Genomic DNA, 15,815 nt, shown 5'->3' on the forward strand with positions numbered 1-15,815 from the left:
ACAAGGATTTTAAAGGAGAAAGCTATGAAAAGAATTTGCATGATGCTGATCATGGTGCTGGCTCTGTGCTTTGCAGCCACCGCCAACGCAGCCGACATTGATCTGGCCAAGAAATCAACTCTCAACTCCATTCTAAAGAAAGGTGAACTCCGCTGCGGTATCGCCTCCGGTTACATTCCTTTTCAGATGACTGACAATAAAGGCCGTATCGTCGGTTTTGAAATCGACCTTGCCCGCGAAATGGCTAAAGCCATGGGTGTAAAATTTGTTCCGGTCAACATGGAATTCGACGGCATCATCCCCGCCCTCCTTACTGACAAAATTGACATCATCACTGCCGGTATGACTGTCAACCAGGAACGTAACCTCCAGATTAACTTTGCAGAACCTTTCATGGTTGTTGGCCAGACTGCTCTGGTAAACAAAAAGCTTGAAGGCAAAATCAAATCCTATAAAGACCTGAACAAACCTGAATACACCATCGTTTCCAAGCTTGGAACCACTGGTGAACAGGCTGCAAAACGTATGCTGCCCAAGGCAAAGTACAAATCTTTCGACCTTGAAACCGACGCTGCTCTTGAAGTTCTCAACGGCAAAGCTGACGCAATGATCTATGACCTGCCCTTTAACGCTATCTTCATGGCGGAACAGGGTAAAGACAAGCTCATCTTCCTTGAAAAGCCCTTTACTTTTGAACCTCTGGGCTGGGGTGTTCGCAAAGGTGATCCCGATTTCCTGAACTTCCTCACCAACTTCCTGCACCAGATCAAAAACGACGGTCGCTACGACAAACTTTACCACAAGTGGTTTGAAAGCACCGCATGGCGTAAAAACGTCCAATAGTATATTAATATCAACAGGAGCGGCTCATACGGCCGCTCCTGATTCAGATTGTTGAAACATGATCGGTCACATGCGCCATTTGACCGGCCTTTTCTCAACAATCTGATTTTTTAATTTTGTAAGTATATAATTTTTAAACATCGGCTTGATTTATTATGAGTGGAACATCAATGAGAGCTCCCGGCAAAGGCCGGAACTACGAAATTTTCTGGAAGACAGTTTTCTATATCGGTCTGTTTGCTACAATCTCCGGCCTTTACTGGGCTACGCAGCAGGTTGATTATGTCTGGAGGTGGGAGCGAATTCCCAATTATTTCTATTACGAAGATGAAGTACATATCACTTCAAACATTGAAGGCAGCGTCACCTCGATAAAACAGCAGGGTAATGATGCTATCGTCATAGTTAGAGGGGAAGATAACGAATCTGAACGATTCGAAGTCCCTGCTTCCGATCTGCAAGTCTACGAAGATGATTCCATTTTTGTAGGTGATACCATCGGTATTGAAAAAGAATGGAAGACAGGGGTCATTCTTGAAGGTTTACTTGTAACCCTTAAGGTCAGTGCTATCGCCATCGTCTTCGGTATCCTGCTTGGCCTTTTCACCGGTCTGGCGAGGATTTCACAAAACCCGGCCCTACGGCTTTCCGCAATAACTTATATTGAGCTTATCCGCGGAACTCCACTGCTGGTCCAGATATTCATCTGGTATTTTGTGCTGGGAACTTTGATTAACAACATGCTTGCAAGGTACGACATTTCTCAGATACCGCCGCTGTGGTTCGGTATAGCCTCTTTGGCTATTTTTGCCGGAGCCTATGTGGCTGAAATTGTACGTGCAGGTATTCAGTCAGTTCACCGCGGCCAGATGGAAGCAGCCCGGTCACTGGGCATGTCAAAATATCACGCTATGAAAAATATCATCCTGCCACAGGCTTTCAGAAGAATTCTGCCTCCGCTGGCCGGACAGTTCATCAGCATGATCAAAGACTCCTCACTGCTTGGAGTCATCGCCATCAGAGAATTAACCAAAGGAACAAGAGAAGCGGTTTCCACAAGCCTCCAGCCCTTTGAATTCTGGTTCCTCTGTGCGCTGCTTTACCTCTTGCTGACTTTTGCTTTCTCCATGTTTGTTCAGTATCTTGAGAAAAGAATGGTGCAGAGATAATGATTGAAGTAAAAAATATATACAAAACATTTTACGTTCCCCATGAAGTTCAAGCCCTTTCCAATGTCTCCCATACGGTGAACAAAGGACAGGTTGTAGTAGTTATCGGCCCTTCCGGTTCCGGTAAATCAACTTTCTTGCGCTGCTTGAACAGACTTGAATACGCAGATTCCGGTCACATCTTCATTGACGGAGTTGATATCCTCTCTCCAAAAACGAATATTAACAAAATTCGTGAAGAAGTAGGCATGGTTTTTCAGTCTTTCAACCTCTTTCCGCACAAAACCGTACTGGAAAATCTGACCATAGCACAGACCGTAGTCCGCAAAAGATCTAAGAAGGAATCCGGGGAAATTGCCATGGAATTGCTGAAAAAAGTAGGCATCCATGACAAAGCCGGAGTCTTTCCCGCCCAGCTTTCCGGAGGACAGCAGCAGCGAGTCGCAATCGCCCGCTCACTGGCCATGGAACCCAAGGTTCTGCTCTTTGACGAACCAACTTCCGCTCTTGACCCGGAAATGGTCGGTGAAGTTCTGGACGTAATGAAGACAGTTGCCAAAGAAGGGATGACCATGGTCGTGGTAACCCATGAAATGGGTTTTGCACGTGAAGTAGCTGACGAAGTAATCTTCATGGATCAAGGCATGCTCATTGAAAAAGGAGATCCGGAACACTTCTTCACCAAACCGGAATCAGACAGGACCAGAGCTTTCCTCAGCCAGATCCTGTAATTCTTTTACAGCTCAAAATAAAAGAGGCCGTTTCCATACTGGAAACGGCCTCTTTTATTAGAAATATTGGATGTTAATCATCCGCATCCTTCTTATCGCGGACATTCTTCATGGTCAGCCCGGCAACGCACCCGACCAGCATTCCCAGCAGCAATGCCCGCTGGATATCCATGAAAAACCATCCCGCAATGGCTCCCACTGATCCACCAACCAGAATCCCCCGGGCCATGCATTCCAGCAGTCTCTCGAAATTTTTATCTTCCTTTAATTCACTCATATTACACCTTCTTATCCTGAATTAACGCATCAATCTGATCCGCCTGTTCTTCGGAAAGGGATAAAAACTTCAACCCGATACCGGGCATCTGTGACTTTACGCCCCATGGGACAACCCAGAGAACTTCCGACTTAATGGGGGTTTTTTCAGCAAGCTCCATAAAAGCCAGCCAGAGATGATCCCCCTTTTTCCACCTTGAAACAGAATACAGAAAACAACCTTCTGCTGAAAAATTAAGGGCAACGCTCTTTTCCAGATGACTTTTAGGAGAATTGATATCCCTGTTCAACAGAACATTCAAAACCTTGTTCGCCCTTTTGGTGCCACGTAACGATCTTGCTGTAAAGTTCAAGCAACTTCCCTTAAAAAAAGAATCAAGGGAGTTGCCATGACCAGAAAATTTACCCGTCGGTATACAACGGATGCCCTCAGAAGCCTTATAGCTTAATCGCATAACCGGAAAATTATCGCTCAAAAGATTTGCTTCGGCTTTATCCGTAGCTGTTGAGCGGAGTAGAGTTGGAATATCGATTAAAAAACCGTTATATTTAATCTTATTGTGATTGAGGGAAATCTCATGAAGAGACTCGGCGACATCGCAGTCAAGATCATAATCCTTCATAGCCTGAAGATATACACCCCGGTTATCGCCAGGGGCTGCAACGAGCAAAATTCTCAATCTATCCACCCTTAATCAACCTCCATAAAAAAATATCCACTTGGCTAACAGTCGTTATCAATATATAATCACAAAATCAAAAATCACACCGTTATAAAGCTTTTCAACCTATAATATAGCTTAAGCCGGAAACACTAACAACCAATGTGCCAAATTATTATCAGGCAAATTTGCAGCTTCTCAAAATAACTAAAGCCTAAATTGGATATTGCCATGGATGAAATCCTCAGAATATTAACGATTGATGATGACGAAAGCGTGCGCCTTTCCATTGCACACTATCTTGAAGACAGCGGCTACGAAGTATTGCAGGCCGTCAATGGTCACGAAGGACTTAAAATTTTCCGGAAACAGAAACCCGATGTCGTCTTGCTCGACCTCAGAATGCCTGAAATGGACGGCTTGTCTGTACTCAAGAAACTTGGACAGGAAGCCCCGCAGACCCCGGTGATCGTAGTTTCCGGGACAGGATCTTTCGAGGATGTAATTGCAACGGTCAGGCTCGGGTCATGGGACTACATTCCAAAACCCATCACCGACCTTAACGATCTGGAAAATGCCATTCTCCGTACCCGGCAAAGGGCACGGCTTTTGGTTGAAAATGAACGGTACAAAGAAGAACTGGAATGCAAAATCCGTGAAAGGACTGAAGAACTGCAATTAATAAACAAGGTCCTTTCTGAAGAAATTACAGCCCGCAAAAAAACAGAAGCACTGGTCAGGGCTTCTCTGGCTGAAAAAGAAGTCATGCTCAAAGAAATTCACCATCGGGTCAAAAACAACCTGCAAGTGATTTCAAGTCTGCTCAGCCTGCAAAGTGGCTACACTGATGATGCTGAGGCACACAACCTGCTGCGCGAATGCCAACATAGAGTTCGCTCCATGTCCATGCTGCACGAAAAGCTTTACCGCTCAGAAGATCTTTCACGCATTGATATGAACGAATATGCTCTGACCCTGATCAGCTTCCTGCTCAGATCTTATTCCGTAGACGGAAAGGTCAAACCTACATACAATATTAATGACATACACATGGGTATTGATTCTGCCATTCCTTGTGGATTAATCATTAATGAACTCGTCTCAAACGCCCTGACCCATGCGTACGAAATGAACACCGGCGGGGAACTGGAAGTTTCCATGCATAGAAAGAACGACCACATTGAGCTGGAAGTGTCAGATAACGGAATAGGATTACCCGAAAATTTCTCCATAAGCGGCTCAAGAACACTTGGTATGACCCTGGTAGAAACACTTGCTCAGCAATTAAATGGAAAAGTAAATTTTTTCAATGATGACGGAGCAACATTCCAAATCAGTTTTCCCGGCTAAACTCAGACTTGATTGAAATTAAAAGGCGGTGTAGTTTGCACCCGTGATCCTTGCAATAGAACCACATAAGAAGGAAAAAAAATGGAACTCAGCTTTAAACAAATAGATGAAATCACCGTCGTAAAAATTGAATCCTCTGAACTGAACCATGCCGTAAGCCATGATTTTCAGCGCCAGATCAGCCCGATTTTCGAAGAAAAGCAGTTCAACATAGCACTTGATATGAACAGCGTTGACTTTATGGACAGCATGGGCATCGGCACTTTGATTACCCTGCGCAACAAGCTGATGAAGGAAAAAGGCAACATTGCTATGTTCAACATCAGTGACCGGGTCAAAAAAATTATCGACATCGCCGCTCTGCACAAAGTTTTCGAACTCTACGGAACTGAAGAAGATGCAGTGAACGGCTTAAAAGAAAAAATGCTGGCCTAATTGAACTTGATATATAAGCCGGGCAGACTGAAGGGTCTGCCCGGTTTTCTTTTTTCATCCTCCATCCACCACAATTATGTCCCTCAAAGAAAATCTACTCCACCCTGCTCTTGATACAATAAAAGATGCCACTCGCATTAGTCTTGATCTATTCAAAATCATGATTCCGGTGGTTATTGCCGTTAAAATTCTTCAGGAATTAAATCTGGTCGGCTATCTGGCCGCTCCTCTTGCCCCGATCATGAAACTGGTCGGGCTTCCCGGTGAAATGGGTCTTGTATGGGCCACCGCACTCATCAACAACATATACAGCGGACTAATCGTCTTTTTGAGTCTTGCTCAAGACCAACCCCTCACAGCAGCGCAGGCAACCGTACTGGGCACAATGATTCTTGTGGCTCACTCCATGCCTGTAGAATTGCGGGTAGTTCAAAGTTCCGGCCCCAAACTCGGATTCCAGTTGGTGATCAGAATGGCAGCGGCTTTCCTGATGGGCTTGGTACTGAACTTGATCTACCAGAACTTTGACATGCTTCAGGGGCCGGCCAACATCCTGCTCACCCCGGACAACTCCGCCATTGAGAAAACAATTTTACAATGGGCCTTGGGAGAAATCCGCAACCTGATTTCTATCTTCGGTATAATTTTATGTCTGCTGGCGGTCATGCGCATCCTGACCAAAATCAGGGTCATTGCAGCTATAGATTTCCTGCTCCGTCCTTTTTTGACCATGATGGGAATCGGCACCAAGGCTTCTGCCTTGACCGTAGTAGGCTTGACCATGGGCCTTTCCTACGGCGGCGGCATGATCATCCATGAAACAAAATCAGGACGTATCGATAAAAAAGACGTTTTTTATTCCCTGACCCTGATGAGCATCTGCCACAGCCTGATCGAAGACACCCTGCTGCTTATGATGATCGGGGGGCATGTTTCCGGCCTGTTCTGGGGTCGGCTGATTATGTCCTGTATGATTGTAGCGGCACTGGTTCAGATTACCAAATTTATCCCGGAAAGCTTTTCCGACAAATATTTATGGGGACTCCCCAAACAATCTTAAACACAAGGAATGGATATGATAGTTACTACCGTGAACACAGAGAATGCGCCCGCGGCAATCGGACCATACTCACAGGCTACCATCTACAACTCACAAGCCTTTGTCAGTGGACAGCTTGGCCTTGTCCCGAACACAGGGGAATTCGTTTCCGAGGATGTGCAGGACCAGACAAGGCAGGCTCTTGAAAACCTGAAAGCCATTATTGATGCCTGTGGTAGTGCCATGACCAAAGTCATCAGTGTTGACGTTTTTCTGACCGACATGAACGACTTCGCCAAGGTCAACGAAGTCTACTCCGAATTCTTCACCAATCACAAACCAGCACGGGCCGCCATCGAAGTAAGTGCACTGCCCAAAGGCGGACTCGTGGAAATTAAATGCATCGCTGCCATCTAATTGATTGATGCGCTATCGCCGCTTCGATTGGCATATCTTACTTGAAATTTTAAAAGGGGTCCTAGCGACCCCTTTTTGCTGCCAATTATCCGTCCATTTTCCGACACAGCCTCACCAACCTAAATTTATATCTCTCCTTGACCAGCAAAAAAGACATGCGAATCAAAGCAGTTACTCTCTACCGACAACAACTGGCATGTATTCTGCTTATAAACAACTAAGACGGACAAAAAGAACAGACTAAACAAACACAAAAATAAATTTAAAAATAAGAGTCGTTCTTCATCCATCTTTAAAAAATGTTCTGGACTGATAGGCGAGTGCAGGAAACGGTAGAAACGAACAGCTTAGAAAAAATTTATACAAAAGCGATTCTGCCTCCCTCCCGCGATTGATCCGGACATTTTTTTATGCCAAAATTTTAATCCCGAATCAGGGATTGCCCTATCTACTTTCACCTGCTATCGATTCCACCCATGAAGCAGGAAAAATTCACTAATCCTTTTAGTATCGTTCTCTTTGAACCGGAAATTCCTCCCAATACCGGAAACATTGCACGGCTCTGCGCCGGCACCGACACCCCGCTGCACCTTATCGAGCCGCTGGGCTTTTCTATTTCCGACAAGCACCTCAAGCGTGCGGGACTTGATTACTGGCCCAAGGTAAAGCTTTCAGTGTGGAAAAACTGGCAGGATTACAAAGAAAACGCAAAACCCCAGCGACTGGTTACCACCAGTGCCAAACGGGGCACCCATCTTTTCAATTTCAAATTTCTACCCGGAGACCATCTTGTGCTCGGCCCGGAAACACGGGGCTTGCCCGAGTGGATGTTTGATGAATTCGAGTACGCCGTAAAGATTCCCACTACGGACAATGTGCGCAGCCTGAACCTTTCTACCTCGGCAGGGATAATTCTCTATCAGGCATTGTCCTGTCTGGACGCAGAGGTTTCCTTCAAATAATTTTTATTCAGGCACACTTCGATTTGTGCATATCAATTTACCTACTGCACTTTCTTGCATAACGCTGCGGCAACAGTTATGTTCGCCTTTGAATTTTAATCTTTAGTGGAGAATCTATGCGACTTCTTATTACCGGCGGATGCGGTTTCATCGGAACCAACTTTATCTATCTGATGAAGGAAAGACATCCTGACTGGAAACTGTTCAACCTCGATAAACTGACCTATGCCGGGAACCGCAAAAACCTGCTTGAACTGGAGCAGGACGAAAATTCCGGCTACACATTCATTCAAGGTGACATCTGCGATAAGGAATTCGTCACCTCCGTACTGCACGATTACAAGATCGATGCAGTGGTCAACTTTGCGGCTGAATCTCATGTGGACCGCTCCATCAATGACCCAGCGCCCTTTCTGACCACCAACACCCTCGGCGCACAAAACATAATGGAATGCGCCCGCAGTGCCGGAATCGAGAAATTCGTCCACGTCTCCACTGACGAAGTATACGGCACTCTCGGACCAAACGATCCGGCCTTCAGCGAAGAAAATCCCCTTGAGCCAAACAGCCCCTACTCCGCCTCCAAGGCCGGTGCGGATCTCATGGCCCGGGCTTACTTCGAGACCTACAAATTTCCCGTATCCATCACTCGCTGCTCCAACAACTACGGTCCCTACCAGTTCCCGGAAAAACTCATCCCGCTCATGTTTATCAAGGCAACTGCGAGTGAAAGCCTTCCCATTTATGGTGACGGCTCCAATATCAGGGACTGGATTTACGTTGACGACCATTGCACCGGAGTGGAACTGACCCTGCTCAAAGGGCAGCCCGGCAAGGCATACAATTTCGGCGGTGCTGCTGAAAAAACCAATCTTGAGCTGGTCAGGGAACTGCTGACAATTCTCGGAAAAGATGAGTCACTCATAACTTATGTCAAAGACAGGCCCGGCCATGACATGCGATATGCCATGGACTATTCACTGGCTGAAAAAGAGCTTGGCTTTACTCCGGCAGTGACTTTTGATGAAGGAATCCGCAAAACCATCGAATGGTACCAGAGCAACGGACAATGGCTTGAAGATGTTCGTAGCGGTGCTTATCGCGAATTCATGGACCAATGGTACGGGGAACGCAAATGATAGATTTAGCAGGTAAAAAGGCAGTAATTCTCGGCGGACGCACCGGACTTCTCGGACAAAGTCTTGCAGAAAAAATGCAGGCACAGGAAATCGTAACCATACCCTTGTCCCGCTCCGACTTTGACCCCATGAACGAGGAATCTCTGACAGCACTGCTGGAAAGGGAAGAACCGGATTTCATATTTAATACCGTGGCCTATACCATGGTTGACCTTGCCGAAGATGAAGAAAACAACGCCCACCTGCTGAACACCACCCTGCCCGCCACCTTGGGCAGGCTTTGCAAGCAATTCAATGTCAAACTGATCCACTTCAGCACTGACTTTGTCTTTGACGGCAAAAAGGATTCTCCCTACACGGAAGAAGACCGGACCAATCCCCAATCCGTCTACGGCGAAACCAAGCTGGCCGGAGAAGAACGGCTCAGAGATCTTGATTACGAAGAGATCCTGATCATCCGCACAGCCTGGCTGTTCGGCCCTCACAAAACCAACTTCGTGCACAAAATCCTGAACTTTGCCAAAGAACGGGAAAACCTGACCGTTGTTCATGATCAAGCCGGGTCGCCCACGTACACGCCAGATCTTGCTGAATACACAATTGAGCTGCTCAAAAATGAAGCCAAAGGAATTTTCAATGTAGTCAACTCCGGCAAAGCAAGCTGGTGTGAACTGGCCACCGAAGCCATTAACAGCTGCGCCATCAACTGCCGAGTCGACCCGGTCCCAACTTCCGCCTACCCCACTAAGGCCACGAGGCCTCCCTACTCTGTGCTGGATACCTCCAAATTCAGTGAGGTGACCGGCAAAACTCCACGCCCGTGGGTACAGGCTCTCAGGGACTATGTGTACAACGACCTGAAAGACCATCAGGAAGATTAATCTTCCCGCCAAAGGAAAAATGAAAAAAATATCCCCTCAACTGCTGCGGGATTCCATTCAATGCGCCATGACTCTATTCTGCATCTGGGTGGGACACCGCTTTTATCTTTTCTACCAATGGATGATCGGCAATTCCGACATTGCAGTGAGCAAGCCCGGTGCGGTGGAAGGGTTCCTGCCCATCAGCTCCCTGCTTTCCCTGAAACAGCTTTTCAGCAAAGGTGTCTTTGATGAAGTGCATCCCGCGGGGCTGACTATCTTTATTGCGGTCATGGTCATGAGCCTGATCGTGCGCAAAGGATTTTGCGGTTACCTCTGTCCGGTTGGGTTTATTCACAATCTGCTGAACAGAATCGGACAAAAATTTTGCAAAATTATTACTATCAAAGGCAAAATAGAATTCGGGATGCTGATTCCCAAATACATTGCTCTGGCCTTTTTCCTGATTACTGTTTTCTTCAAAATGAGCGGACGTGAAGTGGATGCCTTCATCCATTCCCCGTACAACTTCACTGCCGAAGCCAAAATGATGCTTTTCTTCACCGACATGAGCACCACTGCGGCCTTGATTGTCGGGGCAATATTGGTATTGGGAGTTTTTATCCCCTACTTCTGGTGCCGTTTCCTCTGTCCTTACGGCGCACTGCTAGGCATACTCGCCAAGATTTCCCCGGTTGCCATCAAGCGTGACGAAGACAAATGCATCAGCTGCGGAAAATGCAATACGGCCTGCCCCGGAGGAATTGAAGTGGACCTGAAGCAGACCATCAACTCCCCAGAATGTGTGGGCTGTACCCAGTGCATCAACGCTTGTCCGGTGGATGGCTGTCTGAATGTCACCGACCGTTTAAGCCGGGTTAAACTACCATGGTATATCATCGCTGCCGGATCACTGCTGATTCTGCTGGTCTACTATGCAGCTGCAAAATTCACCAACCATTGGGACTCTCCCTATCCGCTGGAAATGCTGCGCAAATATTACATGATGATGTAAAAAATTAATTGCAAACACAAAATTAAAACGGCACCTCCCGACTATCTAAGTCGAGGGGTGCCGTTTTTTTGTAGCAGTGGTAAATTTACATAAATCAGTTTATCATTATACCCAAATCCGCACTCGCACCCTATTCAAGGAAGCAACTATGAACCGCAAGACCGTTTTCAAATTGCTTTTTGCAGCCCTATTTCTACTATTTCTATATTGGGTATCAACATATTTCATAGCCTACACAGATGATGCATATCTGGAAACGGACATTATCCGCATGGCTCCGCGAGTGAAAGGACATGTACTTTCGGTTGAAATTAAAGACAACCAGCTGGTTGCAAAAGACGAACTTCTGGCAGTCATCGACCCTACCCCTTTTCAAATCAATTTTAAAAGCTCAAAAGCAAGACTGAATCAAGCCACTTCAAAACTTGAGATGCAGAACAAAAACCTTGAAGCAGCAGAAGCCCTGTTCAAAGAAAGTCAGGCATCTCTAACCCTTGCCGCAACAACTGAACAAAGATTTCGCAAACTTATAAAATCCAAGACCGTATCAAGGCAGGCTTATGATGAAAAACTCGAAGCTTACCGCAAGGCATTGGACAGACACAAAGAATCCGGGGCAGAAGTAGCCGAAGCAAGGGCCGCTGTTCTCGCACAGACACACGACACACACCATGCTCAGGCCCAGCTGGATATGGCTGAATATGAAATGGAGCACACCAGACTCTATGCCCCGGTAAATGGATTTATCACCGCCCTGAACATCAAACCCGGTGATTACGCTAAAATCGGCCAGCCCATAATGGCTGTGGTTTCAGATGAAGATTGGCGGGTCATAGCAAATTATCGCGAGCAGCTGGTCCGGCACATAAAACCGGGACAACATGTGACCGTGCATCTCGATAATTACCCATGGCAGCTTTTTGATGGTGAGGTGCAAGGAATCGCCCGCGGGGTTTCGCGCAGTCCGGCCTCTAAGAAACTGCTCCCCTATGTGGAACCGAAAACAAACTGGATCAGGCTTTCCCGTCGCTTTCCGGTGCGTATCCACATTAAAAGACCGGAAAGAATTCGCCTGCTGAGCGGTTCCGATGCCCGTACAATAGTCGTCTACTGAGGACCTTAAAATGCATGCCGCAATTGTCTTCCGCGATTTCAAGCAGGGGCTTGCCAAAGAGTTTAGCCGATTTGATGCAAATCAGGCCCGTTGCGCTCTCGGGGCGGCCATGGCAGCTCTCTGCGCAGTGCTTATCGCCAATTGGCTGAATTTGGAAAAGCCATACTGGTCCGGGATATCAGCACTGGTTGTTTCCCGCTCAAGCTATGATGCATCTCTCATCAAAGGCACTCTGCGCATAATCGGAACAATATTTGGGTGCCTAATCGCTCTAATTCTACTAGGGACGTTTATCGACAACGTCTTTGCTATTCTATGCCTTATTTTTTTTGCATCTGTAGCCACTGTGATGGTCTCAGCCCTACGAGGAAGGGACAGCTATGCCTGGTCCATGGCTGGCTTCATGATTGTTCTACTCTCCATTGCCGGGCTGGTCGTACCGCACTCAATATTCAATTTCGCTTTTTACCGCACCTTTGAAATCAGCCTTGGAACAATCATGGCCATCATCATGAGTGCGATTTTCAATCCTTCCCCACCGGAAACAGACAAAACCCCACAATCATCAACAAAATCGTTAGCATCAACCGAGTCCAACAAAATGACAGCGAAACAGGAATCTGAACTGGTCAAACAGGCTATCAGTCTGGCTCTTGCCATGGTTTCAGTTCCCCTGATCTGGAAATGGCTAGATCTGCCGGGAATCCTACAAATCGGGGTAACCTCATTAATTCTGCTTCAGCCAACCCCGGTAGAAACGTGGCGCAAAGGAATTCTACGACTGCTGGGATGTGTGACCGGAGGAAGCATAGGCCTGTTCCTGCTCGGAAGCACGGCGGGGTACTACCTCATCACTTGGGGAATTAGCTATGGGGTGCTTATCTTTATTTTTTCCTACATTGATCATGGTGACCCGCGCTGCTCTTACATGGGACTGCAAGCAGGCATAGCCCTGACTCTAACCCTTGTGCAGGGACTTGGTCCGGGCACAGAGCTTCAACCGCCTATTACACGGTTATGCGGCATCCTTGCCGGACTGATTCTCTGGAATATAATTCATGCACTCTTTGAAAATAATAATCCCGATCCCATAGATGAAGCCAAAAATTAAGCCCGGTCGAGAAATTCTCAACCGGGCTTAACCCCCAAAGCAAATATACTATGCGCCCCTTTCAATTCTGAAACGAAGAATTATATTATAAATAGATACTAATTCCATTTCAAAAGATGGAGGAACATATGTCAGTTAAAACTATTTTGTGGCCGACGGACCTGTCGCGCTACTCACGTGAATCAATAGATGAGGTGGTTTCCCTATCTACCCTCTACAACGCCAAGGTTGTTGTACTCTACTCTACAATTGACCTCTGCTCTTATTTCCCCGCCTACGGAAACTATCCAGACCAAGACAGACTCAACGACTTCCGGGATTGGGAAGTTGAAAAGGCCAGAAAATCCCTCAACAAACTTTGTGAAGAAGAACTGCGAAGCTGCCCGCTGATTGAAATCCGACTCACTCTTGGAGATCCAGTAAAAAATATCATTGAACATGCAAAAAAGGAAAACGCCGACCTAATTGTCATTTCCAGTCACGGTCTGGGGAGTGAAAAGAAAAACTCCGCTCCTGACGCCATCGGAAGTGTAACAGATCAGGTTATCAAGCAATCCCCGGTTTCAGTACACGTTATCAAAAACAGATAAAAAATTAAGCCCGGCTGAGAAATTCTCAACCGGGCTTAACTCATTTTATTTTAAGCAGCTTTAGACTTTAGCAGCCTGAAGTTCTTCAACTGTGTATTCCCAGACAGTGTCATGGGGTGCAAGCTTTTCTTCGCTGAAGAAACGGGGCAGCTGGTCGTCACTCTTGGTGAAGCCGGCCTTGCGGTTGAAATCAAGTTCATCCTTAAGAGTGTTCACGCCGAGAGCGATAAAGTCTTCAACGGTGAATTCGATACCGTGAGTTGCGGCAACGAGATCGCATATGCACTGAACTGCATCTTCGGTATCCAGAACTGCGAAGGCTACGAACAGGCAGAGGCCGAGACCATCAATGGTTGCGGTAGCAATCTGAAGGTTCTTGGAAAGTTCGATCTGTCCTTCCTTAGAAAGAGGATCAACATCACCACCAACCTTGAGGATGTTAGTAGCTACTGCGTAACCGGCAGTGTGGTCACCGCCCATGGGGGTTGTTGCGTAGGTAACGCCGACACCCTTTACGGAGCGGGGATCGTATGCGGGCAGACCCTGTCCCTTAACAGTGGGGATGCGGTCAACGCCGAAAGCCTGACCTGCGAAGTCTGCGCCGTTACCGATGATACGGCCCATGGCATCGGAAGAACCGATTTTCTTGAGCAGCTCGATACCGGCCTTGCTGTCACCCCAGTTCAGGACGCCGCCGTCCATTGCAACTGCCATGGTACAACCCATTTCAATGGTATCGATACCTTTTTCGTCACAAATACGGTCCATGGTGGCGATATCGTCAATATCTTTGATCAGGCAGTTAGCGCCGAATCCCCAAACGGTTTCGTACTCAAAACCAGAGGTCAGGTAGTTGCCGTTTTTATCGTTGTAACGCTGGGAGCACTGAATAACACAACCGGTATGGCAACCTTCTTTGGTTTTACCACCGCGTGATTCAATAACTTCAGCAATCTTTTCACCGGAGATTTCTGCAACATCGTCAAAACGACCGTAACGGAAGTTTTTGGTAGGCAGTGCGCCAGCTTCGTTAATGATGTTAACGAGGATAGCAGTACCGAATGCAGGCAGACCTTCACTGGTTACGGGGTGGCCCATGAGAATTTCGAGCCAACGTTTACGCGCAACCTTGAAAGCTTCTTCATTAACAGGCTTAATGCGGCCCTTTGCTTCAGGATCAAGAACAACAGCCTTGACCTTTTTGGAACCCATAACAGCACCCATGCCGCCACGACCTGCAGAACGAGCAGGATTCAGGTGCGGATCGGAAAACTGGATGGTGGAAGCAGCAAGACACTGTTCACCAGCAGGTCCTGCCAGAGCGGTAACAGCCTTGTCGCCGTAAGTTTCTTTGAGTTTTTCGTGTGCAGGATAGTTATCCATGCCTACGATGGGAGTAGCATCCTTGAACTCTACACGGTCTGCGTAAATTTCAACGATGGAAAAAGGAGCGTCCATTTCAGGCTTATCTTCAAAAACAATAGCCAGAATATCGAGACGGGGCAGAACCTGTGCGAACTGGCCGCCGGAGTTACTTTCTTTGATACCACCAGTCAGGGGAGACTTAGCACCACAGGAAAGTCTACCGGAGTTTGCTGCACCGGAACCGGCAAGGATACCGGCAGCCCATACGAGCTTGTTTTCTGCGGAAAGAGCATGACAATCACCGGGAACTTCGCTGTTTACGAGTTTTGAAGTCAGAGCGCGTCCGCCGAGACCTGCGTAATCACCGAGTTCTTCAAAGTTGAACTCTTTGGTACGGGTGTTGATTCTAAGGATTCTGGGCATGATAACCACCTATAAATTTTGAAAAATTAGTAAAAACAACCTTCGTTCTTAAAAAAATCTTTTCCGTTAATAAGTGAGGCAATTATATACTTGTACACACGCTTGTCAAAGATTTTAAATTATATCCGGGCAAGCACATAAATTTCTATTATATCTTTTTTGACATATTTATGTTTTTCGTTGCACAAACACACCCACAACTTCAAACGCTGCATTAAATCCAAAGAGCAACAGCACCAATTATACAATAAAAATCACTCATAAAAACAATACTGCATAACTAGAATGCACAAATTTTAAAAATTGCATTTTTT

General features: G+C 46.7%; 17 protein-coding genes. 14 read left to right on the plus strand and 3 right to left on the minus strand.

The window, feature by feature from the left end; genetic code table 11:
- Window positions 1-24 precede the first annotated feature (24 nt).
- The 3 genes from D0S45_01135 (at window position 25) to D0S45_01145 (ending at window position 2,743) form a co-directional block, all read left to right on the plus strand.
- Window positions 25-843, plus strand: coding sequence for an amino acid ABC transporter substrate-binding protein (locus D0S45_01135; GenBank protein ID TIH19971.1), 819 nt, complete (start codon window positions 25-27; stop codon window positions 841-843).
- Between the two features lie 155 nt (window positions 844-998).
- Window positions 999-2,012 (plus strand): amino acid ABC transporter permease, encoded by a 1,014-nt coding sequence (locus tag D0S45_01140; protein ID TIH19972.1) that lies wholly within the window; start codon window positions 999-1,001, stop codon window positions 2,010-2,012.
- A complete protein-coding gene (locus tag D0S45_01145) occupies window positions 2,012-2,743 on the plus strand; it encodes an amino acid ABC transporter ATP-binding protein (GenBank protein ID TIH19973.1) in 732 nt (243 codons plus the stop codon). Before D0S45_01140 ends, D0S45_01145 begins: the two co-directional genes overlap by 1 nt.
- Before the next feature lie 73 nt (window positions 2,744-2,816).
- Here the strand turns inward: D0S45_01145 and D0S45_01150 are convergent, their stop codons facing one another.
- Both D0S45_01150 and D0S45_01155 read right to left on the minus strand, forming a co-directional pair.
- On the minus strand, window positions 2,817-3,020 hold the full coding sequence (locus D0S45_01150; protein TIH19974.1) for a hypothetical protein: 204 nt from the start codon (window positions 3,018-3,020) through the stop codon (window positions 2,817-2,819).
- 1 nt (window position 3,021) lies between these two features.
- Window positions 3,022-3,708: a pilus assembly protein PilZ gene (locus tag D0S45_01155; GenBank protein ID TIH19975.1), complete on the minus strand. Its 687-nt coding sequence runs from the start codon at window positions 3,706-3,708 to the stop codon at window positions 3,022-3,024.
- Window positions 3,709-3,912: 204 nt separating this feature from the next.
- Here D0S45_01155 and D0S45_01160 point away from each other — a divergent pair, with 204 nt between their 5' ends.
- The 11 genes from D0S45_01160 (at window position 3,913) to D0S45_01210 (ending at window position 13,713) form a co-directional block, all read left to right on the plus strand.
- Window positions 3,913-5,031, plus strand: a complete 1,119-nt coding sequence (locus D0S45_01160; GenBank protein ID TIH19976.1) for a response regulator — start codon at window positions 3,913-3,915, stop codon at window positions 5,029-5,031.
- A gap of 81 nt (window positions 5,032-5,112) precedes the next feature.
- Window positions 5,113-5,466: an anti-sigma factor antagonist gene (locus tag D0S45_01165; GenBank protein TIH19977.1), complete on the plus strand. Its 354-nt coding sequence runs from the start codon at window positions 5,113-5,115 to the stop codon at window positions 5,464-5,466.
- A 76-nt stretch (window positions 5,467-5,542) separates the two neighbouring features.
- On the plus strand, window positions 5,543-6,526 hold the full coding sequence (locus D0S45_01170) for a hypothetical protein (GenBank protein ID TIH19978.1): 984 nt from the start codon (window positions 5,543-5,545) through the stop codon (window positions 6,524-6,526).
- A 15-nt stretch (window positions 6,527-6,541) separates the two neighbouring features.
- Complete coding sequence (locus D0S45_01175) at window positions 6,542-6,922, plus strand: RidA family protein (GenBank protein TIH19979.1); 381 nt, start codon at window positions 6,542-6,544, stop codon at window positions 6,920-6,922.
- A 476-nt stretch (window positions 6,923-7,398) separates the two neighbouring features.
- Window positions 7,399-7,884: a tRNA (cytidine(34)-2'-O)-methyltransferase gene (locus D0S45_01180; protein TIH19980.1), complete on the plus strand. Its 486-nt coding sequence runs from the start codon at window positions 7,399-7,401 to the stop codon at window positions 7,882-7,884.
- Between the two features lie 116 nt (window positions 7,885-8,000).
- Window positions 8,001-9,023, plus strand: a complete 1,023-nt coding sequence (gene rfbB / locus D0S45_01185) for a dTDP-glucose 4,6-dehydratase (protein ID TIH19981.1) — start codon at window positions 8,001-8,003, stop codon at window positions 9,021-9,023.
- Entirely contained in the window at window positions 9,020-9,904 is an 885-nt protein-coding gene (rfbD, locus tag D0S45_01190; GenBank protein ID TIH19982.1) for a dTDP-4-dehydrorhamnose reductase, read from the plus strand. The genes rfbB and rfbD overlap by 4 nt, the downstream gene beginning before the upstream one ends.
- Window positions 9,905-9,923: 19 nt before the next feature.
- The gene (locus D0S45_01195) at window positions 9,924-10,898 is read left to right on the plus strand and encodes a 4Fe-4S binding protein (GenBank protein TIH19983.1); all 975 of its coding nucleotides are present in this window, start codon (window positions 9,924-9,926) and stop codon (window positions 10,896-10,898) included.
- 148 nt (window positions 10,899-11,046) lie between these two features.
- A complete protein-coding gene (locus D0S45_01200; protein ID TIH19984.1) occupies window positions 11,047-12,012 on the plus strand; it encodes an HlyD family secretion protein in 966 nt (321 codons plus the stop codon).
- 10 nt (window positions 12,013-12,022) lie between these two features.
- Window positions 12,023-13,123, plus strand: coding sequence for a hypothetical protein (locus D0S45_01205; GenBank protein ID TIH19985.1), 1,101 nt, complete (start codon window positions 12,023-12,025; stop codon window positions 13,121-13,123).
- A 116-nt stretch (window positions 13,124-13,239) separates the two neighbouring features.
- Window positions 13,240-13,713, plus strand: a complete 474-nt coding sequence (locus tag D0S45_01210; GenBank protein TIH19986.1) for a universal stress protein — start codon at window positions 13,240-13,242, stop codon at window positions 13,711-13,713.
- A 60-nt stretch (window positions 13,714-13,773) separates the two neighbouring features.
- Here D0S45_01210 and D0S45_01215 read toward each other — a convergent pair whose 3' ends face one another.
- Window positions 13,774-15,501: an aldehyde ferredoxin oxidoreductase gene (locus D0S45_01215; protein ID TIH19987.1), complete on the minus strand. Its 1,728-nt coding sequence runs from the start codon at window positions 15,499-15,501 to the stop codon at window positions 13,774-13,776.
- Window positions 15,502-15,815: the final 314 nt, after the last annotated feature.

It is taken from the genome of Marinifilum sp. JC120 (assembly GCA_004923195.1).
Taxonomy (GTDB): domain Bacteria; phylum Desulfobacterota; class Desulfovibrionia; order Desulfovibrionales; family Desulfovibrionaceae; genus Maridesulfovibrio.